This window comes from Natrinema sp. SYSU A 869, from assembly GCF_019879105.1.
Classification (GTDB): Archaea; Halobacteriota; Halobacteria; order Halobacteriales; family Natrialbaceae; genus Natrinema.
This window is the reverse complement of sequence record NZ_CP082249.1, coordinates 1,142,993-1,166,403: the sequence shown is the minus strand read 5'-3', so window position 1 is coordinate 1,166,403 and position 23,411 is coordinate 1,142,993. Positions and strand designations below refer to the sequence as shown.

Sequence of the window (23,411 nt, the reverse complement as noted above, 5' to 3'; positions counted from 1 at the left end):
GAGAATGCCAGCAATTATACTGATTCTCCCCTATGATTCAACGATGTCGGACTCAGAATCTACCGTCGATAGTGTCCCGTCTCGATTGGGCCGCTTCCTCTTCGCGAGCGCGCTCGCCGCCCTCGCGGTTCGTAATCTCACGAACCTCGAGGGTCGCATCGCCTATGCGGACGCGAAAGGCGTTCCGTCCGCCGATTCGATCGTCCCAGCAGCGAGCGGGCTCCTCCTCGGTGGGAGCGTCGGAATCGGGCTCTGGAAGCTTCCGAAGCTGTCGGCTGGAAGCGTGATCGCGTTCTTCGCGGGCGTCACACCCGTCATGCACGACTTCTGGGCGGTCGACTCGGAGTCACGCGGTGAAGAACTTACGTCCTTCCTGCAGAACCTTGCACTACTCGGCGCTGCAATCGCCTTCTTCAAGCGCGCACTCGAGAACTGACGACCCGTCGCTGTCTTCTCCGTTCCCGCTTTGAACGATGAATTTCTGTTCGAACGATAGGTTTCGGTCCGTGACACGAAATTGCGAGCGCCGTCTCTCGAAATTATACCGTTCCCCAGTCGTCCTCGAGTGGCTCGAGCAGTTATGACGGCTTACCGACGACGGGGTTCGTCCTACGCCTGGCATAACAATACCACGCCTGATCGAACCGATGCGTGCTCCCAGGGGCACGACGATCCGGTTCGATTCCGGCAGGGAGCCTATGAGTTCCGAGGGCGCGTTCCTGCGCCACCGTCTCCCAGGCGACGTCACGCCCGTCGACCTTGAGCGACTGCTCTGGGGGTCGTCCTCCTGGCACTGGCCGCCGACGTCATCACGACGTTCGTCGGCCTCCACGTCGGACTCTCCGAGTCGAACCCGGCGGCTCGCGGAGCGATCGAGGGCCACGGGCTGGCCGGGATGCTCGCACTGAAGGCGTTCGCGATCGGCGTCGGGCTCGTCTGTCGGCTCCTCCTCGAGCGAGAGTACCGCCCGATCGTTCCGGCCGGACTCGCCGTGCCGTGGCTGGCCGCCGCAATTCTCAACGTCTACACGATCTCGAGCGTTCTCTGATCACTCGAGAATCGTCACGAGGACTCGCCGATGGGTCACAAGCGGCTGATCTGTATCGTCGCCTGTGATGGCCACTGTACTCCCGATCGCACGACGGCTTTGCAATTGGTGTTCCCTCAGCCGTCCGTCCCACGTCTCTCCGTGTTTATAAACGATTACGACGCGAGTGACTGTATGGTTCGCCATCGAACGTCGACTCGACGACGCTGGCTCCGTCGCTGTAGTACGCTCGGCGTAGTTAGTCTTGCAGGCTGCCTTGATCCGTTCGCTGCAGCAACAGATATCGGGTTTCCACCTGGACTGAGTTCCGATGGCGTGGACGATTTCGACGCGCTTCTCGAGGCACACAGAGAGAGCATGGCAACGACATCCTTTACTGGCGAATACGACTACCGCGTTTTCCTGACGGTTGAAGAAATCGAGGAGGTCAAAAGGGAACTATCAATCGAGAAGTCATTCGATATCCAGGCCGAACCGGTCGACGAACGCGCTGCGAGAACGAGTTACGGATTCGGTTCTGAACCCGGACAGAAACGATCGATCTACATCGACGGCGACGACAGAGCGACCAATTATCTCGACCCTATTACGCACGAAAGTTCCGGCGATCTCATCGACGAATCGCTCGAGAGAATCGACGGCTGGATGCTAGAGCCAATCGCGGACTACCGTGGAACGAAAACCACTGAGGCAGGTCCCGTTCACGAGTACCGTCTCTCAGGGATCGATTCCGAGATGATACCCAGAGCGTTTCCGGGAGCGGAGACTGACGGTGACGGACACATTCTCATCGACGAAACGGGGCGTATCCGTCAGTATCAGACCACACAGAGTGGGGAAAGTGATGGAATAACGATGGAAATCGAACTTGAGTTTAAATTCGACCAGTTCGGAGAGACGACTGTTGAGGAGCCTGCGGGGGTCAAAGAAGTCGGGCCGGGGGGCTATCAGGTGATCGAGCCCGGAACTCGAATCGAACTGGGCGCGCAGCGCAACGGCTGGACCGGTATCGAGCTGTCGTTAATAGCGGACCTCGATAACCCGATCCTCGCACTTGAGGCCGGTGAACCATACGAAATCGGATGGACTGCGGGGAACGGTGGGGTTCACAACCTCGAAATTGTGAACGCAGACGATTCGGTCGTCGACGAACTCGCGACCGAGCAGACCTACGACCGAGAGGAGGAGAAGTGGCTCAAGTTCACTGCAAGCGAGGAGATGGTAGCGTACAGGTGTGAATCGGACGAGGAAATCGCGACGGGAACGATCGTGGTTCGCTAACTCGCCTCAGTCAGATCGATACTGTCGGAGTCCTGTCGTCGGTCAACGGTGACAACGGACGACGCGGGAGGGAGGGAGCGAGCTCGAGTCGATCACGGATTCCGCTCGAGACCCCGTCGCCATTCCTGGACCTCGGCGAGGACCGCCTCCCACTGGTCGCGTCCGCCCGGAATCTCGCTGCCGGTCAGTCGTTCGCGCTCGGTCTCGAGTCGATCGCGAATCTTACCCGGCTCCTCGATATTTCGGAATCGGAGTGCTCGGCCGCCCGCGGTCTCGATCGTGACGGTACCGTAGCCGACGAATCGACCGATCGGATCCTGTTCGATGGTCGTGTTCTGGATTCGCTCGAGGGAGACGACCCGAACGGTTCGCCCGAGGACACCGCGTCGTGTCGCAGCGACCTCGTTCGTGACGACGAACGCCGTTCGCGAGACGCGAGCGTACTGCCACAGTGCCGGTGCGACGACGGCCGGAATGCCGGCGATAGCGAGGACTGGCAGCACCTCGACGGCGATGGCGGCCAGGAGGATCACCGTTCCGACAATGGCGACGGCGACCCACGGGAGGACGGTCTGGATCCGCGGCCCCGCCTGCCAGCGGACGCGGTCGCCCTCCTCGAGCGGGAGCCACGACGGGTCGGACGTGGACGGATCGTCGCGTTGCATCGTGCTATCGACACTCGCTCCCGATTCCGCGTCGGGCTCAGACGGACTGGTCCCCATCATACTCGTATTGATGGTCGTCGTTCCGTCGAACGGTCGAACCGGTCTCGGCGGTGGACTGACCGCCACCGTCGCCGTCGACAGCCGCCCGAATCGCCCGGAGTTCGGTGAGGATCTCCTCGAGGACGTCGTCTTTCGTCCGATCGTCGCCGGACTCGCCGCGCTCGCGTTTGATCTGGTCGCTGATGCGCTGCTGAACGCCCCTCGGATCGGGAACCGATTTGAACGCCATCTCGATGCCGGAGCCGCCGGCGGTACTGACCTCGACGGTGCCGTACCCGAAGTGGGTCCCCAGCGCGCTCTGGCTGTAGGAGATATCCTGGACCTTTCCGTGTTCGATCCGCTTGACGTCCCGCGAGAGCACGCCCGTTTTCTTGTATAGCGCGCGGTTCGTCACGACGTAGTGAGTGTTCGTCACGCGGAGGTACTCGCTGGCGATGATGACGATCCCGATCAGGACGATCGAAAGTGGGAGCCCGATCGCAAACGCTGGAATAAGCGTTCGCCGGTCCGGGCCCCCGGCCCAGATCACTGCCTCGTCGTCGTCCAGCGACAGCCACTCGAGGTCCCCCTCGGCGTCTCCGGCTGCGGGTTCGGTGGTCATCGTGTCACTCCTCGTCTCCGTCACCGTCAGCGTGCTCGCGTTTCAGCGAGAGGACGGTCCGGTCAAACTCACAGACGAGCGGTTCGTCCGCGCCGTCGGACTCGTCCGACGAAGTCCCGTTCGCTTCGCTCTCGGAACGATCGTTGACTCTGAACGCCTCGACGTGCATGGTGACGATCCCACGCTCGCCGTCGCTGGTCTCGCGCTTGTCGGTGACTGTCGACTGCGCGCGAATCGTATCGCCGTGGAAGACCGGATTCGGGTGCTCGACGTCGTCGTAGGAGAGGTTCGCGACGATCGTCCCGTCGGTCGTCTCCGGGATCGAGACGCCAACCGCGAGCGACATCGTGTAGAGTCCATTGACCAAGCGCTCGCCAAACTCGGTGTCGGCCGCGAACTCGGCGTCGAGGTGCAGCGGCTGCTGGTTCATCGTCATCTCACAGAAGCGCTGGTTGTCGCTCTCAGAGATCGTCCGCCGGCGCTCGTGTTCGATCGTCTCGCCGACCGCGAACTCCTCGTAGTACAGTCCTGTCATACGTTCGCAGTCACGCAGTACCCACAAAAACGTGTCTCTTCCTCGAGAAGTATGCGAGATGACCCGCGTCCGTTCGGTGCTCAAGGGCAGCGCGGTCGGCGGGCGGGCGGACGTCCGCTCGCCGAAGGGTGGCCGACGCACGCAAGGGTCATTCAAAACCCGACTCGAGCGCGACCGCCGTATGGGTGAGTCACGTGACCGCACAACGCTTCGAATCGGCCGACACCGATCCGGATCGGGTGGCAGCGGCCGTCGCCGACCGCGCAACGGCGGTCGACGAGGGGTTCGACGATCTCGCGGACGGGATCGCGGACGCTGACGTGGTCTTGCTTGGCGAAGCCTCTCACGGCACCTCGGAGTATTATCAACTGCGAGCGCGGCTGACGGCCCGACTGCTCGCGGAGCACGAGTTCGAATTCGTTGTGGTCGAGGGCGACTGGACGGACTGCTACGAGGTGACGGAGTACGTCACCGGCCGAGCCGAGGCCGAAGATGCCGGCGAGGTGCTCTCGTCGTTCGAGCGCTGGCCGACATGGATGTGGGCCAACTGGGAGGTCGCGGAATTCCTCGACTGGTTGGCCGACTACAACGCGGACCGCGCAGTCGGCGAGCGAGCGGGATTCTACGGCCTCGACGTCTACAGCCTCTACGAGTCGATGGCCGCCGTGATCGATTACCTGCAGGATCTCGACCCAGAGCTAGCCGACCGCGCCAGGGACGCCTACCACTGTTTCGAACCCTACGGCGAGGATGCCCGCGAGTATGCCCAGTCGATCAGGCTCGTTCCGGAAGATTGCGAGGAGGAAGTACTCGAGGTCCTCCGCGAGCTCCGCGAAGAGGTCGCCGAGCGCCACGCCGACCGCGCGGACGAACGCAGTGAGTCCGCCGACGGCGACGATCCGCTCGCCGACTTCGCCGCCGAGCAGAACGCTCTCGTCGCGAAGAACGCCGAGTCCTACTACCGCGCGATGGCCCGCGGCGGCAGCGAGTCTTGGAACGTTCGGGACCGACACATGAGCGAGACCCTCGAGCGGCTGCTCGAGTTTCACGAGGGACCGGGGATCGTCTGGGCGCACAACACGCACGTCGGCGACGCCCGCGCCACGACCATGCAGGATCGCGGGAAGCTCAACCTCGGCCAACTGGCCCGCGAGGAGGTCTGCGACGACGATTCGGACGTCGCCATTGTCGGCTTCGACTCCCACCGCGGCAACGTCATCGCCGGCGACGAGTGGGGTGCAACGATGGAGCGGATGCAGGTTCCGGAAGCGAAGGCGGGCAGCTACGAGGACGTCTTCCACCGGGCCGGGTTCGGAGATGGGATCCTCGAGTTTGAGCGCGGATACGGGGTCGCCGACGGCCTCGGCAGCGACGGCGAGCTACTCGCCGACCCGCGCGGCCACCGCGCGATCGGCGTCGTCTACGATCCTGCCTACGAGGGCGGCAACTACGTTCGAACGGTGCTCCCGGACCGATACGACGCGTTCGTTCACGTCGATGAGACGGAGGCGCTCCACCCGTTCGACATCGAGGGCGGCGAGACGCCGCCGGAGACGTACCCGTGGGGCGTCTAACGGTAGTCGGCGATAGGCCCTCGGCATCGAGATATCGAGCCGGACGTGAAACCCGGATCGCGGTGCCGCGACGGATTCGGCACGTGCGTATTAGCCGGCAACCGTGGCGAAAGACGCGATCGACGAAATGTTGTGATAGTTCCCTCGATGGCGCTGTCGGCTTCGTCCTACCCGTAAACGGATGGACTCTCGACTCGCTACCGGTGTAACCCCGATTAGCCGTAGCCGACTCGTCGGTGCGACGGTGTCGCCTTCAATTTCTGCAAACCCGCCCACTTCCTAAACCGTGGTTCGTCGTACGACCTCCCTCAATGAAACGGAGACGAGTCGTTCGATTGGTCGCACTGAGCGGTCTCACACTCCCACTCGCCGGCTGCTCGGACGAGGCGGCCGAGGGCAGTGACGGGAACGATGGTGCTGCCGATAACGACGGTAACGATAACGACACTGACGGAGGTGATTCGCCAGAGGAAGAGGAACCCGCGGACGGACCTGACGATCAGGAATTCTCCGGGACCGGAGACGCGGCCATCGGGGACGTCTCCATTGAGGGCGGCCTCACCGTCGTCGACGCCACGCACGAGGGCGAGGGCGACTTCGAAGTCCGCCTCATCCCGGACGACGACGGCGACGAGGCCGGTGCGCTGTTCGCCTACTCGTCGGGTGCGTCCGAGGGACAGACGGCCCAAAGCGTGGACGAAGGGACGTACCAGCTCAGCGTCGTCGCCAGCGGCGACTGGGCGGTGACCGTCCGGCAGCCGCGTGATACGAGCGGCGAAAGCCCTCCGCTCTCCATCAGCGGCACCGGAAACGAAGTTCACGGCCCGTTCGAATTCGACGGTTCCTATCAGTCGTCCGGTGAATACGACGGGGAGAGCATCAGCGTCAACATCCTCTCGTCTACGGGAGCGTCTCGCCAGTTCGTGTTCCACGAGGGCAGCATCGACAATCCGCCCGAGTTCACGTACGAGGACGTCGGCTACATAGAAATTAAATCCGACGGGGAGTGGTCGGTCGAAATCAAATAGCTACCGCTCGGCCGGACTCTGACGGATTGAAATGCGAACTTCACTCGGTCCGAGGGCCCGATTATTCGACCATGTCGGTCTCCTCACCGGCGTCCTGCTGGACCCAGATGGTCTTCGTGTTGACGAATTCCCGAATCCCGTGACGTGCGAGTTCGCGTCCGTAGCCCGAGTCCTTCACGCCGCCGAAGGGGAGTCGGGGATCGGACTTGACGAGTTCGTTGACGAACGCCAGTCCGGACTCGAACTGGCGAGCGACTCGTTCCCCGCGCTCGAGGTCTTCCGTCCAGACGCTCGCGCCGAGCCCGAAGCGGGTGTCGTTGGCTTTCTCGATCGCGGCTTCCTCATCGGGGACCCGGAAGACCGTCGCAACGGGACCGAATAGCTCTTCCTGGTCCGCGGGGGCGTTTTCGGGAACGTCCGTCAGTACCGTCGGTGGATAGAACGCACCGTTGCGGTCTATTGGCTCGCCGCCCAGTTCGATCTCGCCGCCCTGATCGACCGTTTCCTCGACCTGATCGTGGAGTTCCGCCATGAGGTCCTCGCGGGCTTGTGGTCCGAGGTCAGTATCTTCGTCCATCGGATCGCCGACGGTCTGGTCCGCCATCTCGTCGGTGAACCGATCGACGAACTCGTCATAGACATCCTCGACTACGACGAACCGCTTGGCCGCGATACAGGACTGACCGTTGTTGATGAGTCTGGCCTGCACTGCCGTCTCGACCGTCTCGTCCATCGGTGCGTCCTCGAGCACGACGAAGGGGTCGCTCCCGCCTAACTCGAGGACGTTCTTCTTGAGGTGGCTGCCCGCGGTCTCGGCGACGGATCGGCCCGCGCCGTCGCTACCGGTGATGGTGACTGCCCGAATGCGATCGTCCTCGATCACCTCGTCGATCTCGCTGGAACTGATCAGGAGGGAGGTGAACGCGCCCTCCGGGAACCCCGCCTGCTCGAAGACATCCTCGATGGCCCGCGCACAGCCCGGGACATTCGAGGCGTGTTTCAACAGTCCGACGTTACCCGCCGCGAGATTGGGCGCGGCGAAGCGGAACACTTGCCAAAACGGGAAGTTCCAGGGCATGATCGCCAACACCGGGCCGAGCGGCTGGTAGGCGACGACCGTGCGAGCGCTCTCGTCGCTCGCGACGACCTCGTCTTGGAGGTGTTCGGCGGCGGTTTCGGCGTAGTAGTCACAGACCCACGCGCACTTCTCGACTTCATCGTGAGCCTGGCCGATCGGCTTTCCCATCTCCTCGGTCATCAGTTCGGCGTACTCGTCCTCGTTCTCCCGAAGCACGTCGGCCGCCTTCGCTAAGAGCCGCTGGCGCGTTTCGATCGGCGTCTCGCTCCACTCCTCGAAGGTCTCGGTCGCTCGCTCAAGGCGCTCGTCTCGCTCTTCGTCGGACGTTTCCTCGAAGCTATCGACGACATCTCCCGTCGCCGGATTCGTACTTTCGATAGACATGTGAGAACTGACTACGACGAACCGCTTAGTACGCAGGGCTGCCAACTAAAGGAGGGCCGGTTCGTCACGATAGTTCGTCCCACACAACCCCTATACCCGTCGAATTCCTAGGAACGACCATGTCGACATACACGTATCACGACGATTCGCACCCGCCGCCAGCGCAGCGAAAGACTGTCCTCTTCTGTCCAGAGTGTGGTCACGAGAGTCCGATCACCGGTGACTGGGAGACCACGACGGTCGGCGACGAGCGATTGCTCGTCTGTACCGACTGCGGATCGGTTGTCGACCGCCGAACTCGGCGTCGATCCGAACTCGCCGAAGTCGCGTAACCGGGGAACTGCGGTCTCCTACCAGCCGACGTGCCCGAGTCAAGACCGCGCCTCTCGTTCGGGGACTCGTTATTCAGGGGCTTGTTACTCAGGGACTCGTTGTTTCACGGGACCCCCACCCCTGATTCAGAGTGAAAGCGCAGTTACGAGGTGGAGGGGTCTCTCGCTGATTTCGCTATTTGGGACCGGACCTCGCCGATTCCGTGGTTAGGAGACGGCTGTTTCGTGACACTCGCCGATTCCGAAATCGAGACACGACTGTCTCACGAAAAAGAGGTGAGATCGACGTCATGGCTCCCCGTCGATGGACTGGTCTCGCAGAGCCGATCATACGTCGGAAGGTCATCAAGCGAGGAGTCCCGACGGACCGCCTTGACGATGTGTTTCGGATCAGTGACGAGACGATGCAGGAGGTAACTCCCCTGTGAGCGACCGCCGCCGGTCTTTTCGGACTCGATAACGCCCAGAAACGCCTGCTCCTTTAACTGTCGATACAGTCCGTTTTCAGTAATCGGATCGGTGGCGACCAGTTCACAGATACCGACGTAGCGCTCGTAGACCTCCCGAGTCTTGTACGTTTCCCGATCACCCGTGATGATGCAACTCGCGAGCGCATACAGTGCGAGTTTCGCGTGGACGGTCGCACCGCTGGTGAGTTCTTCGATACGATTGATTTCGGCGACTTCCTGTGCCTGCTGGATGTGATCCTCCGAGACCGTCTCGCTGCCGGTACGCCGGGCGAGTTCGCCGGCTTCCTTGAGGATCTCGATCGCTTTCCGCGCGTCGCCGTGTTTCTTGGCCGCGAGAGCAGCACAGAGTTCGATCGTTCCACCCTCGAGGACGTCGGGCTGAAAGGCGTCCTCACGATTGCGCATGATCTCGCGAAGTTGCGAGGCGTCGTAGGGATGGAAGAATAGCTCTCGATGGCCGAAGCTGCTGTCGATACGTTCGTCGAGCGTCTCTCGATACTGGACCTTGTTGCTAATCCCGATGACACCGATGTAGGCGTCCGTCTTCCGTGCCTCGCGAGCGCGCGAGAGTTGCATCAAGATATTGCTGTTGTCCAGTTTGTCGATCTCGTCCAAGATGACGATGACCGCATCGAAGCAGTCCTCTAGAATCCCCCAGATGTGCTGGTAGTATTCCATCGTCCCGACCCCCCGAAGCGGGATATTCTGCTGATAGTCGGTTTGTTTTTTCAAACTGAGTGCTAACTGTCGCGTCGTGCGGGTTTCCGTGTTTGCCTCGGAGCAGTCGACGTAGAGAACGCCACAGTCGATATCGTTGTCTCGTGCGGCGTCCTGGGCCCGCGTCGCGACGTGTCGAGAGATCAGACTCTTTCCGGTCCCGGTTTTGCCGTAGATCATCACATTGTTCGGGGGGTCGCCTCGCGTGATCGCACCGACTTCGGCGGCGACGGATTGGATCTCGTCGTCACGCCCGACGATGCGGTCCTCATCGGGAACGTGACCGACATGGAGGAGTTCCTTCCGATTGAAGATGGGATCGTGAGATTCGAAGAGCGGGTCCCCACCCGTCTGCTCAGCCATAGTTCTGTTCTGGAAGACGTCCATTATAAAACTATGGAAGGTAGTTCAGACTGATAAGGTCAGAATAGAGGTCTCATATGGGCCGTTTCATCGAGATACGCAGTAGTTGGACTCTCTGCCGGATGCAGACTGAACTTCCGCTCATCACTGTCAGAGATGGAGACTACATTTCCGCTCATTGCTGCCGGACATGCAGACTCTATTTCCGCTCATTGCCTGCTAGGTGCAAACTGAACCTTCGCTCACCGGAACGTCCTCCCCCCGTTCAGACTGAAACGGGTCATGAAGGATCCTTGGGACGATTCTGCAAGCGGGATCGACGAAACCCCATGAGTTCCGGTTCCGACCCTCGCGAGTTCGGATCCCAATCGACACACCGGTCCTGACCCCCGCGAGTTCCGGCCCCGACCCCTGCGAATCCTGGTCCCGACAGACACGAATTCGTTTGCTGAACTGTCGATCGAACGCTACCGATTCCCTGTTAGGTTTATATGTTTTGATAGGAGCTTAAATTGCAGGAACATACCATCGATTCAGCATCGATCGCGGAAACTCATCTTGGAGACAGGACTAGGTATCGACTTCCAGAGATTGACAGCACTGATTTATCGGAGACCAATCGACAGATATGTTGGCGAGAGACCGGTGTATCGGCCCGCAACGAACGGTATACGCCAACACCTTCCGGACGAATCGATTCGAAATCGTTCTTGTCCGAGTCCACCGACCCCAGCTCCGTTCAATCGATTTTCACTCTGAACAGGGGGTGTGGGTCCCCCTCTTCCCACTTCGTGAAACCGAATTTCGTCGGGCCGCCCCTCGTTCAGACTGAAACAGATAGTAATAACTGGAACGATTGACACACCGATCGTACAGCCATCGTTCGATCAGGCGCGCATTGACTTTCAGTAGTGACTATAGTTTCGACATCTCGGACCACTTTCACTCTGAATGAGGGGTGGGACGACCTCACGGACCCTGGCCGCCCGATCACCGAGACGGATCCGAACACCCCGATGTATCGGCCGGATTTTCACTCTGAACAAGGGGTGTCTGTTGTCAAGCCACCGCACCTCTCGAGGACGATCCGGTTGATCCGCCGATGTTGTAGTACCGCCGAGCGGAGACATACCGTCCGAGCGACCGGTGACGGCTCGCCGCCCGGTGACGACTCGCCGCCACACTGACGACTTTCCCCCTGGCTGTTCGAGAGAACAGCATGGTCCGTAGAAGCGTGCTGTTCACTCCCGGTGACCGCCCCGAGATGTGCCGGAAAGCGCCCGGTTCGGGAGCGGACGTAATCGTCTTCGACCTCGAGGACGCCGTCGCTCCCCAGCGCAAAACCGAAGCCCGCGACGCCGTTCGCGACGTGCTGTCCGACCCCGATTTCGGTCCCGACTGCGAGGTCTGCGTTCGGGTCAATGCGTCGGAATCGACGCTCGGGGACGACCTCGAGGCCCTGCTGAGAGACGGTACGGAACTCCGGCTTGATAGTGTCATGCTTCCGAAGGTCAGCTCGGCCGACGATATTCACGCGCTCGTCGACGAACTCGAAACGTATGAGACGGTGGTGCCCGTCTTTGCGCTGCTCGAGAGCGCCGCCGGAATCCTCGCGGCAGCCGAAATCGCGGCCGTGTCCGCGACCGATGCGCTGGTCTTCGGCGCGGAAGATCTCTCGGCGGACATCGGTGCGACGCGGACGGCAGCGGGAACTGAAGTGCTCTATGCCCGGGAACGCGTCGTGCTCGCGGCCGCGGCCAACGACTGCACGGCGATCGATACCATCGTGTCTGATTTCGAGGACGAAGACGCCCTTCGCGAAGACGTCGGGTTCGCGATTCAACTCGGCTATGACGGGAAGTTAGCGATCCACCCTGCGCAGGTCGGCCCGATCAATGAGGCGTTCTCCCCGTCGGACGAGCAGATTGAGTGGGCTAGACGTGTGCTCGACGCCAGAGACGAGGCCGATGCCGAGGGCCGAGGCGTCTTCGCGGTTGACGGCGAGATGATTGACGCGCCCCTGGTCGCTCGTGCCGAGCGAATCCGTTTACGTGCCGTGGCCGTTGACGCGTGGTCCTAACGCGGCACACCGACCAGATACGTTCCGTTTTGTCGATCGGTCGCGTGGATGACTGTGTCAGTAGCGATCGTTAACCTGCCGGCAGCCGCGATCGTCAACCCACCGGAAGACGTGACAACTATACAATATATAAATATATCCGAATACCTTATATTGTAACTTATGCCCTATGAGGGGCATTCGCCACGTTTATTTTGTTTCCTCGGAACTTACGCTCAATGTCCGACGAAGCCAACCCGTTCGAAAGCCTCCAATCGCAGATCGATGAGGCTGCAAACTACCTCGACGTTGACGGCGACGTGATCGAGCGGCTCAAACACCCGGAGCGAGTCCTCGAGACCAATCTCACGATCGAACGCGACGACGGGGACCTCGAGCGCTTTACGGCCTTCCGCTCGCAGTTCAACGGCGACCGCGGCCCCTACAAGGGCGGCATTCGCTACCACCCGCAGGTCTCCCGCGACGAGGTCAAGGCACTGTCCGGCTGGATGACCTACAAGACCGCGATCGTCGACATCCCCCTCGGCGGTGGCAAGGGCGGCATCGCGCTCGATCCGGACGACTACTCCGAAGCGGAACTCGAGCGACTCACTCGCTCGTTCGCGAAAGAGCTGCGACCCCTGATCGGCGAGGACCGGGACGTTCCCGCGCCCGACGTGAACACGGGCCAGCGGGAGATGAATTGGATCAAAGACACCTACGAGAGCCTCGAGAACACGACCGAGCCGGGCGTCATCACGGGCAAAGCACTCGACTCCGGCGGCAGTGAGGGCCGCGTCGAGGCGACTGGCCGCTCGACCGTCCTCGCCGCCCGCGAGGCCTTCGACTACCTCGACAAGGATCTCGAGGGCGCGACCGTCGCCGTACAGGGCTACGGAAACGCCGGCTGGATCGCCGCGAAACTGATCGACGAGATGGGCGCAACCGTCGTCGCCGCCAGCGACTCCTCAGGGGGCATCTACAACTCCGACGGGTTCGATCCGGTCGCAGCGAAAGACCACAAGAACGAAACCGGCAGCGTCGTCGGCTACGAGGAAAGCGAGGAGGAGATCACCAACGACGACGTCCTCACCCTCGACGTCGACCTGCTGATTCCCGCGGCACTCGAGAACGCGATCGACGCCGACCTCGCCGAGGACGTTACGGCCGACGTCATCTCGGAAGCCGCGAACGGGCCGCTGACCCCTGCAGCCGACGAGGTACTCGAGGAGAAGGACGTCTTCGTCATCCCGGACATCCTCGCGAACGCGGGCGGCGTCACCGTCTCCTACTTCGAGTGGGTCCAGAACCGTCAGCGCTTCTACTGGTCCGAGGAGCGCGTCAACAAGGAACTCGAGACGATCATCGTCGACGCGTTCGATGCGCTGGTCGAGACCTACGAGGAACACGACCTCGAGAATCCACGAACAGCCGCTTATGTCGTCGCAATTCAGCGCGTCGCCAACGCCTTCGAGGAAGCCGGCAGTTGGCCCTGACCCCGAAGCGCGTCGCCGTCTCGAACGTCTGGAATCGGCCGTATTTTGACCTCTTTTCGGGTTGACAGACAGTCTCCGTTTCAACAAACACTTACCAACTGAATCGCCATTTATAGGAAATGAATCGACGAACCGTCATCGCTGGACTCGGGGCCACCGGCCTCGCCGGTCTGTCGGGCTGTCTGGGATTGATTGGGATGGCCGAACACGAATCGTCACCCGCCGGCGTTGAGACCGGCGTTCGCGAGGAAACGGGCTACGAACAGACCGTCATCGAATCGCTCCCTGTCGAGCGGGACGTCGGGCCGACGAACGAGACCGTCACGGTCACCAATCACATGACCAAACACGAGAAGTCGGTCGACATGGGGCTGCTCGGTAGCCGCCGCGGTGCCATCTTCAATGTGTTGACAACGCCGCAGGTGAGCATCTTCGGCAAGGAACTCAACCCCGTCGAGGAGATGTCGACGCAGGAACTCATGGATCTCGTCAGGAGCAACTATGACGGGATTGACAACATTTCCCACGACGAGGATTCCGATATCACGATCCTCGAGCAGTCGACGACCCAATCGCAGTTCACCGCTGACGCAGAGTTCGACGGCGAGGACGTCCCCGTCAACATCTCCATCACCGAGGCTGTCGAGGCCGACGAGGACCTGCTCGTGACTATCGGCGTCTATCCCGAGTACGTCGAGCGCCAGGAGAAACCGAACGTCTCAGCGCTCACCGAAGCGGTGACCACCGATGTAGACGAGGGGGCCTCGAGCGGAGACGGCGGGTCCGACGACGGGAACGAGGGCACCGACGACTCCGAGAACACGGACGGAAGCAACGACACCCAAAGTGACGACGGGAGTGGCGGCGACAACGAAACCGACGGTAATGAGAGCGACGACGGCATTCTCGGGTAATATCGACGGCATTCCTGGCTGATATCGATGATATTCTCGGCTGATGTCGATTGTAGTGGAGCGGATTCGGATCACGTCACAATTCGTGGCTCGAGCAATCGCTCGCGGTCCGCTCAGAGCCCGAGTTCCCGGCCGATGACCAGGTGTTGAATTTCGCTGGTTCCCTCGCCGATCTCCATGAGTTTCGCGTCACGGTAGAACCGTTGCGGAGCGAAATCGGTCGTGTAGCCGTAGCCGCCGAGCACCTGAACGGCGTCCTCGGCGACCTCGCGGGCGGCCTCGCTGGCGTCGAGTTTCGCTAGCGCAGACGCCTTGGTCACCGGATCCCCTGATCGTATTTTCGGGCGGCCTTGCGGGTGAGGAGTCGCGCTCGCTCGGTCTTCCGGTGCATATCGACGATCGTGTCCCGGATCGCGTCGAACTCGGAGATCGGCTGTCCGAACTGCTCGCGTTCCGTACTGTACTCCTTGGCGTGCTCGTAGGCTCCCTGTGCGAGCCCCGTCGAGAGCGCAGCGATCGAGATGCGGCCGCCGTCGAGGGTCTTCTTCGTCTGCTTCCAGCCGTCGCCTTCCGCGCCGAGCAGGCGATCCTCGGGGAGGCGCACGTTCTCGAGTAAAATCTCGCAGGTCGGCGATGCGTTGAGTCCCATCTTGTCCCAGACGGTCGTCACCTCGAAGCCGTCATCCTCGTGCGGGTCGACGATGAACGTCGAGATGCCGTCGTAGCCCGCATCAGGCTCTGTAACCGCTTTCACGAGGATCGAGCCCGCTTCGGAGGCGTTCGTGATGAACTGCTTGGTGCCATTGAGCTCCCACATGTCACCGTCTTTCACTGCGGTGGTGTCCATATCGGACGCGTCGGACCCGCTTCCGGGTTCGGTCAGCGCCCAGCCGCCGAGGGACTCGCCTTCAGCGAGCGGGCGCAGCCACCGCTCTTTCTGGGCGTTGGAGCCGAACAGTTCGATGGGCTTCGACGCGAGCGACGTGTGGGCAACGTAGGAGAGCCCGATCGCACCGGAGACGCGGCCGAGTTCCTCGGCAACCAGTGCGTACATGAGTGTATCGCCGCCGAGTCCGCCGTATGCGTCGTCGATAGGCACACCCATCATATCGAGATCGGCGAGTTGCTCGAAGATCTCCGCGGGGAACCGATGCTCGTCCTCAATCTCCTGGGCGATCGGCTCGATCTCCCGCTCGCAGAAGTCCCTGACGGTCTCCCGGATCATCCGGTGTTCGTCGGGCAGGTCGAACTCCATACGTGATACTTGCTAGCGTCCGAAATAAGCGCACCGGCGAGGGCCACGAACCGAACTGGAGGCACCGACTCCACAGTACTCGAGGTCTCGGCTCCAAGTACTCGAGGCACCGTCTCTGCCCTATCACCAGCCGTAATCGTCGTCTTCGTCGCGGTCGCCCGGTCGATCTCGCTCGTCTCGATACTCGGTGTCATCCGCCTCATCGTCCTGCCTACCCGTATCGCCCCAGTCGCTCGTATCGTTCCAGCCACCCGTGTCGTTCCGGTTGCTCGAGCGATCCGAATCGGACTCGGCGGCCCCGAATCCAGAGGGGCCGTCTCCGTCGCCACGATCGCCGCCGTTGACCGGTCCGTCACCGTGATCGCTACCGTCGACCGGTCCGCCGCCGCGGACCGCTCCGCGTCGATCGGGGATGAGATCGAGATCGGCGTCGGTGTCGCCGAGGAGCAACAACGCGTAGTAGCGGAAGTAGGTCGCAATCGGGACATAGAGCAGCGACGCCAGGACCAGAAAGAGAACGAATCCGACGATGGCAAGCAGAACCGCCAGAAGGAGTCCTACCGTATCAAACGCGACCACCAGCAGGAAGATGACGATACCGAACGGGATCGCCAGTAGCACACCAGCGAAGCCGATAACGAACGAGGCGGCGATGCCGACGACGAACTGGAGGATCCAGACCAACAGGAGATAGACGCCGTAGTCGCTCCAGTTCGCTTTCATCGTCGGCCAGAACCGGCTCCAGCCGTCGAGGACGCCGCGATCCGTCAGTAGCATGGTCGGCGTAACGAACTCGGTGGTAAATCGCATCACGACGGAATAGAACACCACCAGGACGAGCGCATAGAGGAGGTAGAGCAAGAACAGGCCCGCCAAGATCCCGTTGATGCCCGACTCCATCGAGAGCAGGAGGGCCGCAGCCGGGACGATCCCGAGAACCGCAAACAGCACTCGGAGACCGAGTCGAAACAGGAACAACCACAGCCCTTCCCGAAGTTCCCAGCGAAGTACCGTCTCACATGGACCTCGGACGACCGAAGCGACTCGAGGAAGACGAACTCCATGACCGCGGCGATAAACTCATAGAGCAGCCAGAGTACTAAGACGATCGCGACGACGACGAGCGCCCAGAACACCAGCTCATCGGTAGCTATCCCCTCGAGTTCTTGTGGCCGTTGCTCCTCGACCGTCGGATCGTCGGTGACCATGCCGGTGTCCCCGCTCGGAATCATCGGCCCGCTCAGTCCGAGGGAACTCACGAAGAAGACGATGAGCGCGAGCCTGAGCCAAGTCCCCGTCCGAACCGGTGTCAGCCGGTTCCGGGTGACATCGATCGCATCTCCGAGATCGTCGATTGCGTCCATATTATTCGATGATAGCATCGTATCAGTGATAATAATGCTGTTCTGACGAACTGATCCGGTACGATACGGTTGCGGACCGGACTGACCAGCAACGAATACGTTCTCCTGGTAACACTTCGAGGGGCATTTAACCCTAACCGTCGACAGGTTCTGTATGGACATCCGCCGGCTCGCACGAGGATCGATCGAGTGGAGCCGCATCGAGCGTGTCGTCCGCACGCTGGCGGATCGCTACGATCGCGAGGAGGTCCGCGTCGAGTTCCTCGAGGCCGACAACTGGCTCTCGACGCCGTGTGTGATCGACGACGAGTGGTTCGTCAAGATCGTCTCCCGACAGAACGCGCTGGTTCATGCGGTGTTGACGACCGGTCGAAATGTCGGCGCGTTCTCCTCGGGCAGTGAGGGTTTTTTCGATCGGTTCGACACGCCCCGCGAAATGGTCGAACACGAGTACGCGGCGACCGAACGGATGCAGGAGATTGGCATCAACGCGCCCCAACCGATCGACGCCTTCGAAGTGAACGGACTCGGCGTCCTCGTCCTCGAGTACCTTCCAGATTTCCGGTCGCTTGACGATGTCTCCGATGATATGGTCGCTCAGCGTGCACCGGAACTGTTCGCGATGCTCGCGACGCTGCACGAACACGGTCTCGCCCACGGCGACCTGCGGGCCGAGAACATCCTACTTTGTGACGGCGAGTTCTACTTCATCGACGCGACCAGCGTCCACGACGACCGCGTCGACGAGACGACGGCCTACGATCTGGCCTGTGCGCTGGCCGTCCTCGAGCCCCGCATCGGGCCGCGTAAGGCCGTCGACGCGGCCGCGACCGCCTACGAACCCTCGCATCTGCTCGCCGCGCGGGAGTTCCTCGACTTCGTCCGGCTCCGACCCGACCACGAGTTCGACTCGACGACCTTACGCAGCGAACTCGAGAAGGCGGCCGATCTGGGCGGGGAGTAACCCGGCATCGACGGCGGTGGACAGTCGTCGACTGACCGGCCAGTGCAGGCACCACGGGTTTTCCCGGAGTGACGCTATGCCGACGTATGTGCGCAACGTTCACCGACGACGACGTCGGCAAGCGGGTCGAAACCGCGGGCGGCGACGTCTTGGGCACCGTCAAAATAACTGAGACGGCTGTGTTGAATCACTAGACGGCGTCGGAATGGTTCGCTAAACCGAAGGTCTTGAAGCGGGAGATTTCAGTTGTCCATGACCCAAATCTCCCGCTTCATTGGGGTAGTTGTGCCGATTGCTCAAAACGTTACTGGCGATGGAGACGAATCCGCCGCCCCGAAAGGTGGCGGCGGATTCGCCGACTATGCCCTCGTTTCCCTGCATTGTCTGCGGATTTACCTCGATACGTCCTATCGAATGACGATTGATCTGCTGAAGGAGATGCCGCAAATAACAGGGGAGATCGGCCTTGATACGGCCGATCTCCCCGCACCATCTACGCTGTGTAAGGCGTTTGATCGGATCGAGATGAGCGTTTGTCGAGTGTTGCTGTGCCAGTCGGCGCAGCTACACGACCTCTCTGAGCACGCTGCGATCGACGCTACGTTCTATGAACGAGATCGTGCAAGCCGTCACTACTGTCAACGAACGAATTATTGCGTTCAGACGCTCAAAGTAACCAAACTCGTCGATACAGCAACGCAAGCTGTGCTTGATCTTCACTGCTCGACGACGTTAGAAGGCAGCGATGCAGATCTCTGTAAGCAGATCGCCCGCCGAAACGCGGGCGATCTGCGGTCTCTAGCCGCTGATAAGGGCTATGACAAGCAACAACTCCGCGAACGACTCCGTGAGCTCGACATTCGCCCGCTGATCAAACACCGGATCTTCGCTCCGTACGATCACGCACACAACGCCCGCATTGATGAAGATCGGTACGCTCAGCGGTCAATGGCCGAAACCGTCAACTCAGCCGTCAAGCGCTCGCTCGGCTACGCCGTGCGAGCGCGTAGCTGGTATCGAGAATTCCGTGAAATTTCTCTGATGTGTGTCGTCTACAACATCAAACGTGCCGTCAAACAGTGAAATCCACCGCCTTACAGCGATTCAACAGAGCCACTGAGACGGAGACGGCGTACGTTGACGTGAACGACGACGCGAGGAGCACGATCCGGGCGATCCTCGAGTGGGAGAGCGAGGAGAATATCGTCCCGATGGACGCGAGCGCCGTGAGCGAGGTCACCGGGACCGCGATCCGGCTCGAGGATGATCGATCGTCGCCGAACGAGCAAGCCGATGCGGGGACTGATCCCGTTATTCAGCGCGACGAGAGCACCGAGCAGCGAGACGACAGCGACGAGCAGCGGACTATGGGGCCACAGCCGGGGTCGCCCGACGAACCGGCGTCGAGCGAGGAGGGGCGGACGGGCGAGGGCCTCGAGCCCTCGACTGAGGGGATGACGGAAGCGGGCGACGAGCGCCATCCCGATATGGAGGATGCCCCACCGGAGGGAGAGCGGACCGTCACCGAGGAGCGCGGCGAGGAGGAGGATCGATGATCGGCGTCGGGACGGAGCGGACCAGTCGACGCTGCCGGCAGTGTTCGGATCGGTTCGACGAGTAACGGCAGTAACGTATACTCGGCAGACGGCTCTCCGACCTCCGGGTCGGGGAATCAAACCTGGGCTGACGGCCTATCGCATGTCGTCCAGCGTTCGGACGGTGTCCGACATGATCCAGGCTGTCTCGCTGTCCGGCTCTTCGAGACAGATCGCAAAAAACGAGTCGCGGCCGTCGTCGACGGTGATCCGGTACCCGCGACTCGTCAGCGTTCGACCCTCGTCGGAGCGAGGTTCAGGGGGAGTCACACACGTCTTCAGGGACGCCAGCGGATAACGAACGCGATTTCGGAGCGGGGCGACGGAGCCCGGCAGACCCGTTCGTCGGCGTTCCCGTCCCCGCGGTCCATCAGCGTTCCCGCCCCCTGTGATCAGCCGGTACCGATCGCACCGCCGATCGGCCGACGGGAGCGGTTCGAATCTCGAGTTCCGTCGTCGATCCGTGCTATGTGAACCACCATCAGGATTTTCACTGCGCCCGTCGTTTCTTCTCGTATGAGCCAGCAACTCACCGAACAGGGACACGGCCACTACATCGGCGGCGAGTGGATCGACAGCACAGGACGGGGTCCCGCGAGCAGTCGGACGCAGTCCGACGACGATGGGAGCGAGCGGACGTTCGAGAGCGAAAACCCCGCTACCGGCGAGACGCTGGCGACGTTCCAGCGCGGGACTACGACCGATGTCGACGCGGCCCTCGAGGCCGCCAACGATGCCTTCGAGGACTGGCGCGACCTGTCCTATATCGACCGTGCGGAGTACCTCTGGGACATCTACCACGAGCTACGGGACCGCCACGAGGAACTCGGGGAGATCGTCTCAAAGGAGTGTGGTAAGGAAATCTCGGAGGGGAAGGCCGACGTCACCGAGGCCTGGCATATGGTCGAGTGGGCGGCGGGCAACGCGCGTCATCCCCACGGCGATATTGTCCCCTCCGAAGTCGCGGGCAAGGACTCGTTCATGCGCCGGAAACCGCGGGGCGTCATCGGCTGTATTACGCCGTGGAACTTCCCGGTCGCGATTCCGTTCTGGCATATGGCCATCGCCCTCGTCGAGGGCAACACCGTCGTCTGGAAGCCTGCCGAGCAGACGCCATGGTGTGGCCAGATTATCGCCGAGATGATGGACGACGCCGGGATTCCCGATGGCGTCTTCAATATGATCCAGGGTTTCGGCGATGCCGGTGCGGCCATCACCGACGACGACCGCGTCGATACCGTCCTCTTTACCGGCTCCGCTGAGGTTGGCCACGAGATTGCCGGCAAGGTCGGCAGCGAGCCCGGCAAACTCGCGGCCTGTGAGATGGGCGGCAAGAATGGGATCGTCGTTACCGAGGAGGCCGACATGGACATCGCCGTCCACTCGGCAGTCATGTCGAGCTTCAAGACCACGGGCCAGCGCTGCGTCTCGAGCGAGCGCCTGATCGTCCACGAGGACGTCTACGACGAGTTCAAAGCCCAGTTCGTCGACATCGTGGAAGACATCGCCGTCGGGGACCCGCTCGAGGAAGACACGTTCATGGGGCCCGCGATCGAGGCCGACCACGTCGAAAAGATCCGCCAGTACAATGATCTCGCCCGCGAGGAGGGTGCGAACGTGTTGGTCGATCGGTTCGAACTCGAGGACAGTGAGATTCCAGACGGCCACGCCGAGGGCCACTGGGTCGGGCCGTTCGTCTACGAGATCGATTACGAGCCCGACCTGCGGTGCCTGAACGAGGAGTGTTTCGGCCCGCACGTCGCCCTGATCGAGTACTCGGGTGACGTTGAGGACGCGGTCGAGATCCACAACGACACGCCCTACGGGCTGGCGGGGGCGATCATTTCGGAGGACTACCGCCAGCTCAACTACTTCCGTGACCGCGCAGATATCGGCCTCGCGTATGCGAACCTGCCGTGTATCGGCGCGGAGGTCCAGTTGCCCTTCGGCGGCGTCAAGAAGTCCGGAAACGGGTATCCCAGCGCACGTGAAGCCATCGAAGCCGTCACCGAGCGCACCGCCTGGACGATGAACAACTCAACGGATATCGAAATGGCACAGGGTCTCTCGGCCGATATCAAAACCTCCGAGGATTGATAGCCTCTGAGGACTGACGGCCTTCGAGGAGTGACGGCGGTCAGCGACGGAAATCGACGACTCGAGCGGGCGATGCGTGGGGCCCTCGAGTCCGTCCGGCTGCCGGTAGCGGTGTCTACTCCCGGTCGACTGTCTCGGTATCTGGTTGACGTATTACCGAGGGAGGCGACGCCGTCGTATCAATGACGGTACTGGATCTGCCTGCGAGGTAGCGAATCGCTTATCCGAGAGGTCATGGAACCGTCCGCACACATGAAAGCAGTCGTTCTCGTGGCGGGTCAGGGAACGCGGATGCGACCGCTGTCGGAATCAGTGCCGAAACCAATGCTTCCGGTCGCCGATCGACCGCTCGCGGCCCACACTGTCGACGCGGCAATCGACGCTGGAGCCGACGAAATAATTCTCGTAATCGGCTACGAAGGCGAGACGGTCCGAGACTACTTCGGCCCCGAGTATCGGGGCGTCCCGGTCTCCTATGCCGTTCAGGAAAAACAGGCCGGGACCGCCGACGCCGTCGACGCTGCCCGGGCCCACCTCGAGGGCCCCTTCGCCGTCCTGAATGGCGACAACCTCTACGATCAGGCGGCGATCGACCGGCTGTTCGATTCCTGTCCGGCCGTCTGCGCGATCGAGGTTGACGACCCGCGCAACTACGGCGTTCTCAGTACCGAACGCGGCAGCGACGGCCGCGTCACCGAAATCGTTGAGAAGCCCGACGAACCGCCGACGAACCTTGCCAACGCTGGGGCCTACGCCTTCCCGGCCGAGGCCCGCGAGTGGCTCGCGGTGCCCGCAAGCGAGCGCGGAGAACACGAAATTACCGACGTCGTCGCGCGGGTGATCGACGAGTACGACATGACGCCGGTCACCCTCGAGCGATGGCTGGATGTCGGCCGACCCTGGGAATTGCTCGCGGCAAACGAGTGGAAACTCGCTGAACTCGAGGGCCGGATCGACGGCAACGTGAGCGAGGACGCCCACCTCGAGGGCGATGTCGTCGTCGAGGCAGGTGCGACGGTCGAACCCGGCGTGGTGATCGGAGGACCGGCTCTGATCCGCAAGGGAGCAGAAATCGGGCCAAACGCCTACGTCCGCGGCGCGACGCTGATCGGCCCGGACGCGGAGATCGGTCACGCAGTCGAAATCAAAAACAGCGTCGTCTCGCGCGGGACGTCGGTCAGCCATCTCTCCTACGTCGGCGACAGCGTCCTCGGCCGGGACGTGAACGTCGGGGCAGGGACGAACGTAGCGAACCTCCGACATGACGACGCGGATATCGAGTTCACCGTCAAGGGTGACCGCGTCTCGACGGGGCGGCGGAAGTTCGGCGTCGTCGCCGGCGACGGGGTCAAGACCGGCATTAACACGAGTCTCACGCCCGGGCTGAAACTCGAGACTGGTGCGACCACGATGTCCGGTGAAACCGTCGAACGGGATCGGTAACCGCCTCAGGCTTAGCGGACTCGTCCTCGAATCACCGGGTCCGCGTATGAAATCACGACAGTCACGACCGGGGACCGCAGTGCAGGCC

20 protein-coding genes and 3 pseudogenes are annotated in these 23,411 nt (G+C 61.8%); 14 read left to right on the top strand and 9 right to left on the bottom strand.

The genetic code is table 11. The features are described from left to right. The first annotated feature begins 43 nt into the window (after positions 1–43). The 3 genes and pseudogenes from K6I40_RS13940 (at position 44) to K6I40_RS13930 (ending at position 2,329) form a co-directional block, all read left to right on the top strand. Positions 44–436 carry a DoxX family protein gene (locus K6I40_RS13940; protein WP_222919647.1) on the top strand — a complete coding sequence of 131 codons (393 nt, stop codon included), beginning with the start codon at positions 44–46 and terminating at the stop codon, positions 434–436. 262 nt (positions 437–698) lie between these two features. Then, positions 699–1,048 (top strand): annotated as a pseudogene (locus K6I40_RS13935) (DUF5658 family protein). A 315-nt stretch (positions 1,049–1,363) separates the two neighbouring features. Then, positions 1,364–2,329, top strand: a complete 966-nt coding sequence (locus tag K6I40_RS13930; RefSeq protein ID WP_222919645.1) for a plastocyanin — start codon at positions 1,364–1,366, stop codon at positions 2,327–2,329. Positions 2,330–2,421: 92 nt separating this feature from the next. Here K6I40_RS13930 and K6I40_RS13925 read toward each other — a convergent pair whose 3' ends face one another. The 3 genes and pseudogenes from K6I40_RS13925 to K6I40_RS13915 all read right to left on the bottom strand — a co-directional run bounded on the left by K6I40_RS13925 (position 2,422) and on the right by K6I40_RS13915 (position 4,190). Beyond that, a complete protein-coding gene (locus tag K6I40_RS13925) occupies positions 2,422–2,994 on the bottom strand; it encodes a PH domain-containing protein (RefSeq protein ID WP_255682046.1) in 573 nt (190 codons plus the stop codon). A 40-nt stretch (positions 2,995–3,034) separates the two neighbouring features. Then, a pseudogene (locus K6I40_RS13920) lies at positions 3,035–3,655 on the bottom strand (PH domain-containing protein); the annotation flags it as partial. A gap of 4 nt (positions 3,656–3,659) precedes the next feature. Next, positions 3,660–4,190, bottom strand: a complete 531-nt coding sequence (locus K6I40_RS13915) for a MaoC family dehydratase (protein ID WP_222919640.1) — start codon at positions 4,188–4,190, stop codon at positions 3,660–3,662. 194 nt (positions 4,191–4,384) lie between these two features. Between K6I40_RS13915 and K6I40_RS13910 the strand changes: the two genes are divergently transcribed. Both K6I40_RS13910 and K6I40_RS13905 read left to right on the top strand, forming a co-directional pair. Beyond that, the gene (locus tag K6I40_RS13910) at positions 4,385–5,764 is read left to right on the top strand and encodes an erythromycin esterase family protein (protein ID WP_255682045.1); all 1,380 of its coding nucleotides are present in this window, start codon (positions 4,385–4,387) and stop codon (positions 5,762–5,764) included. 311 nt (positions 5,765–6,075) lie between these two features. Continuing rightward, positions 6,076–6,792 carry a hypothetical protein gene (locus K6I40_RS13905; RefSeq protein ID WP_222919639.1) on the top strand — a complete coding sequence of 239 codons (717 nt, stop codon included), beginning with the start codon at positions 6,076–6,078 and terminating at the stop codon, positions 6,790–6,792. A 61-nt stretch (positions 6,793–6,853) separates the two neighbouring features. On the opposite strand, the gene K6I40_RS13900 is transcribed toward K6I40_RS13905, so the two are convergent. Next, positions 6,854–8,254 (bottom strand): NAD-dependent succinate-semialdehyde dehydrogenase, encoded by a 1,401-nt coding sequence (locus K6I40_RS13900; RefSeq protein WP_222919637.1) that lies wholly within the window; start codon positions 8,252–8,254, stop codon positions 6,854–6,856. A 119-nt stretch (positions 8,255–8,373) separates the two neighbouring features. Here K6I40_RS13900 and K6I40_RS13895 point away from each other — a divergent pair, with 119 nt between their 5' ends. Further along, entirely contained in the window at positions 8,374–8,586 is a 213-nt protein-coding gene (locus K6I40_RS13895; RefSeq protein WP_222919635.1) for a hypothetical protein, read from the top strand. 263 nt (positions 8,587–8,849) lie between these two features. Here K6I40_RS13895 and K6I40_RS13890 read toward each other — a convergent pair whose 3' ends face one another. Next, complete coding sequence (locus K6I40_RS13890) at positions 8,850–10,136, bottom strand: orc1/cdc6 family replication initiation protein (protein WP_222919634.1); 1,287 nt, start codon at positions 10,134–10,136, stop codon at positions 8,850–8,852. Between the two features lie 1,219 nt (positions 10,137–11,355). Here K6I40_RS13890 and K6I40_RS13885 point away from each other — a divergent pair. The 3 genes from K6I40_RS13885 (at position 11,356) to K6I40_RS13875 (ending at position 14,605) form a co-directional block, all read left to right on the top strand. Further along, the gene (locus K6I40_RS13885) at positions 11,356–12,216 is read left to right on the top strand and encodes a CoA ester lyase (protein WP_222919632.1); all 861 of its coding nucleotides are present in this window, start codon (positions 11,356–11,358) and stop codon (positions 12,214–12,216) included. 218 nt (positions 12,217–12,434) lie between these two features. Beyond that, positions 12,435–13,691, top strand: a complete 1,257-nt coding sequence (locus K6I40_RS13880; protein ID WP_222919631.1) for a Glu/Leu/Phe/Val dehydrogenase — start codon at positions 12,435–12,437, stop codon at positions 13,689–13,691. A gap of 119 nt (positions 13,692–13,810) precedes the next feature. Beyond that, a complete protein-coding gene (locus K6I40_RS13875; protein WP_222919630.1) occupies positions 13,811–14,605 on the top strand; it encodes a DUF6517 family protein in 795 nt (264 codons plus the stop codon). A gap of 113 nt (positions 14,606–14,718) precedes the next feature. Here the strand turns inward: K6I40_RS13875 and K6I40_RS13870 are convergent. The 3 genes and pseudogenes from K6I40_RS13870 to K6I40_RS28450 all read right to left on the bottom strand — a co-directional run bounded on the left by K6I40_RS13870 (position 14,719) and on the right by K6I40_RS28450 (position 17,224). After that, positions 14,719–15,860 (bottom strand): annotated as a pseudogene (locus K6I40_RS13870) (acyl-CoA dehydrogenase family protein). 123 nt (positions 15,861–15,983) lie between these two features. Then, entirely contained in the window at positions 15,984–16,760 is a 777-nt protein-coding gene (locus K6I40_RS28455; RefSeq protein WP_255682044.1) for a hypothetical protein, read from the bottom strand. Continuing rightward, complete coding sequence (locus K6I40_RS28450; RefSeq protein WP_255682043.1) at positions 16,670–17,224, bottom strand: hypothetical protein; 555 nt, start codon at positions 17,222–17,224, stop codon at positions 16,670–16,672. Before K6I40_RS28450 ends, K6I40_RS28455 begins: the two co-directional genes overlap by 91 nt. A 154-nt stretch (positions 17,225–17,378) precedes the next feature. Between K6I40_RS28450 and K6I40_RS13860 the strand changes: the two genes are divergently transcribed. The 3 genes from K6I40_RS13860 (at position 17,379) to K6I40_RS13850 (ending at position 19,744) form a co-directional block, all read left to right on the top strand. Further along, a complete protein-coding gene (locus K6I40_RS13860) occupies positions 17,379–18,188 on the top strand; it encodes an RIO1 family regulatory kinase/ATPase (RefSeq protein WP_222919628.1) in 810 nt (269 codons plus the stop codon). Between the two features lie 252 nt (positions 18,189–18,440). Continuing rightward, a complete protein-coding gene (locus K6I40_RS13855; RefSeq protein ID WP_222919627.1) occupies positions 18,441–19,271 on the top strand; it encodes an IS5 family transposase in 831 nt (276 codons plus the stop codon). Continuing rightward, positions 19,268–19,744, top strand: a complete 477-nt coding sequence (locus tag K6I40_RS13850) for a hypothetical protein (protein ID WP_255682042.1) — start codon at positions 19,268–19,270, stop codon at positions 19,742–19,744. The genes K6I40_RS13855 and K6I40_RS13850 overlap by 4 nt, the downstream gene beginning before the upstream one ends. A gap of 135 nt (positions 19,745–19,879) precedes the next feature. Here the strand turns inward: K6I40_RS13850 and K6I40_RS13845 are convergent, their stop codons facing one another. Continuing rightward, positions 19,880–20,053 carry a hypothetical protein gene (locus K6I40_RS13845; protein WP_222919625.1) on the bottom strand — a complete coding sequence of 58 codons (174 nt, stop codon included), beginning with the start codon at positions 20,051–20,053 and terminating at the stop codon, positions 19,880–19,882. Between the two features lie 246 nt (positions 20,054–20,299). On the opposite strand from K6I40_RS13845, the gene K6I40_RS13840 reads away from it, so the two are divergent. Together K6I40_RS13840 and glmU are read left to right on the top strand one after the other, a co-directional pair. Beyond that, on the top strand, positions 20,300–21,880 hold the full coding sequence (locus tag K6I40_RS13840; RefSeq protein WP_222919623.1) for an aldehyde dehydrogenase family protein: 1,581 nt from the start codon (positions 20,300–20,302) through the stop codon (positions 21,878–21,880). Positions 21,881–22,132: 252 nt separating this feature from the next. Further along, complete coding sequence (gene glmU, locus K6I40_RS13835) at positions 22,133–23,323, top strand: bifunctional sugar-1-phosphate nucleotidylyltransferase/acetyltransferase (protein WP_222920369.1); 1,191 nt, start codon at positions 22,133–22,135, stop codon at positions 23,321–23,323. Positions 23,324–23,411: the final 88 nt, after the last annotated feature.

What these genes read in the sequence shown, in the direction of transcription:
- K6I40_RS13855 (WP_222919627.1), top strand. Translation starts at nt 18,441, where the DNA reads ATGACCCAAATCTCCCGCTTCATTGGGGTAGTTGTGCCGATTGCTCAA.
- K6I40_RS13925 (WP_255682046.1), bottom strand. Translation starts at nt 2,994, where the DNA reads ATGCAACGCGACGATCCGTCCACGTCCGACCCGTCGTGGCTCCCGCTC.
- K6I40_RS13905 (WP_222919639.1), top strand. Translation starts at nt 6,076, where the DNA reads ATGAAACGGAGACGAGTCGTTCGATTGGTCGCACTGAGCGGTCTCACA.
- K6I40_RS13890 (WP_222919634.1), bottom strand. Translation starts at nt 10,136, where the DNA reads ATGGCTGAGCAGACGGGTGGGGACCCGCTCTTCGAATCTCACGATCCC.
- K6I40_RS13885 (WP_222919632.1), top strand. Translation starts at nt 11,356, where the DNA reads ATGGTCCGTAGAAGCGTGCTGTTCACTCCCGGTGACCGCCCCGAGATG.
- glmU (WP_222920369.1), top strand. Translation starts at nt 22,133, where the DNA reads ATGAAAGCAGTCGTTCTCGTGGCGGGTCAGGGAACGCGGATGCGACCG.
- K6I40_RS13880 (WP_222919631.1), top strand. Translation starts at nt 12,435, where the DNA reads ATGTCCGACGAAGCCAACCCGTTCGAAAGCCTCCAATCGCAGATCGAT.
- K6I40_RS13915 (WP_222919640.1), bottom strand. Translation starts at nt 4,190, where the DNA reads ATGACAGGACTGTACTACGAGGAGTTCGCGGTCGGCGAGACGATCGAA.
- K6I40_RS13895 (WP_222919635.1), top strand. Translation starts at nt 8,374, where the DNA reads ATGTCGACATACACGTATCACGACGATTCGCACCCGCCGCCAGCGCAG.
- K6I40_RS13840 (WP_222919623.1), top strand. Translation starts at nt 20,300, where the DNA reads ATGAGCCAGCAACTCACCGAACAGGGACACGGCCACTACATCGGCGGC.
- K6I40_RS13860 (WP_222919628.1), top strand. Translation starts at nt 17,379, where the DNA reads ATGGACATCCGCCGGCTCGCACGAGGATCGATCGAGTGGAGCCGCATC.
- K6I40_RS28450 (WP_255682043.1), bottom strand. Translation starts at nt 17,224, where the DNA reads ATGGACGCAATCGACGATCTCGGAGATGCGATCGATGTCACCCGGAAC.
- K6I40_RS13900 (WP_222919637.1), bottom strand. Translation starts at nt 8,254, where the DNA reads ATGTCTATCGAAAGTACGAATCCGGCGACGGGAGATGTCGTCGATAGC.
- K6I40_RS13940 (WP_222919647.1), top strand. Translation starts at nt 44, where the DNA reads ATGTCGGACTCAGAATCTACCGTCGATAGTGTCCCGTCTCGATTGGGC.
- K6I40_RS13875 (WP_222919630.1), top strand. Translation starts at nt 13,811, where the DNA reads ATGAATCGACGAACCGTCATCGCTGGACTCGGGGCCACCGGCCTCGCC.
- K6I40_RS28455 (WP_255682044.1), bottom strand. Translation starts at nt 16,760, where the DNA reads ATGGAGTCGGGCATCAACGGGATCTTGGCGGGCCTGTTCTTGCTCTAC.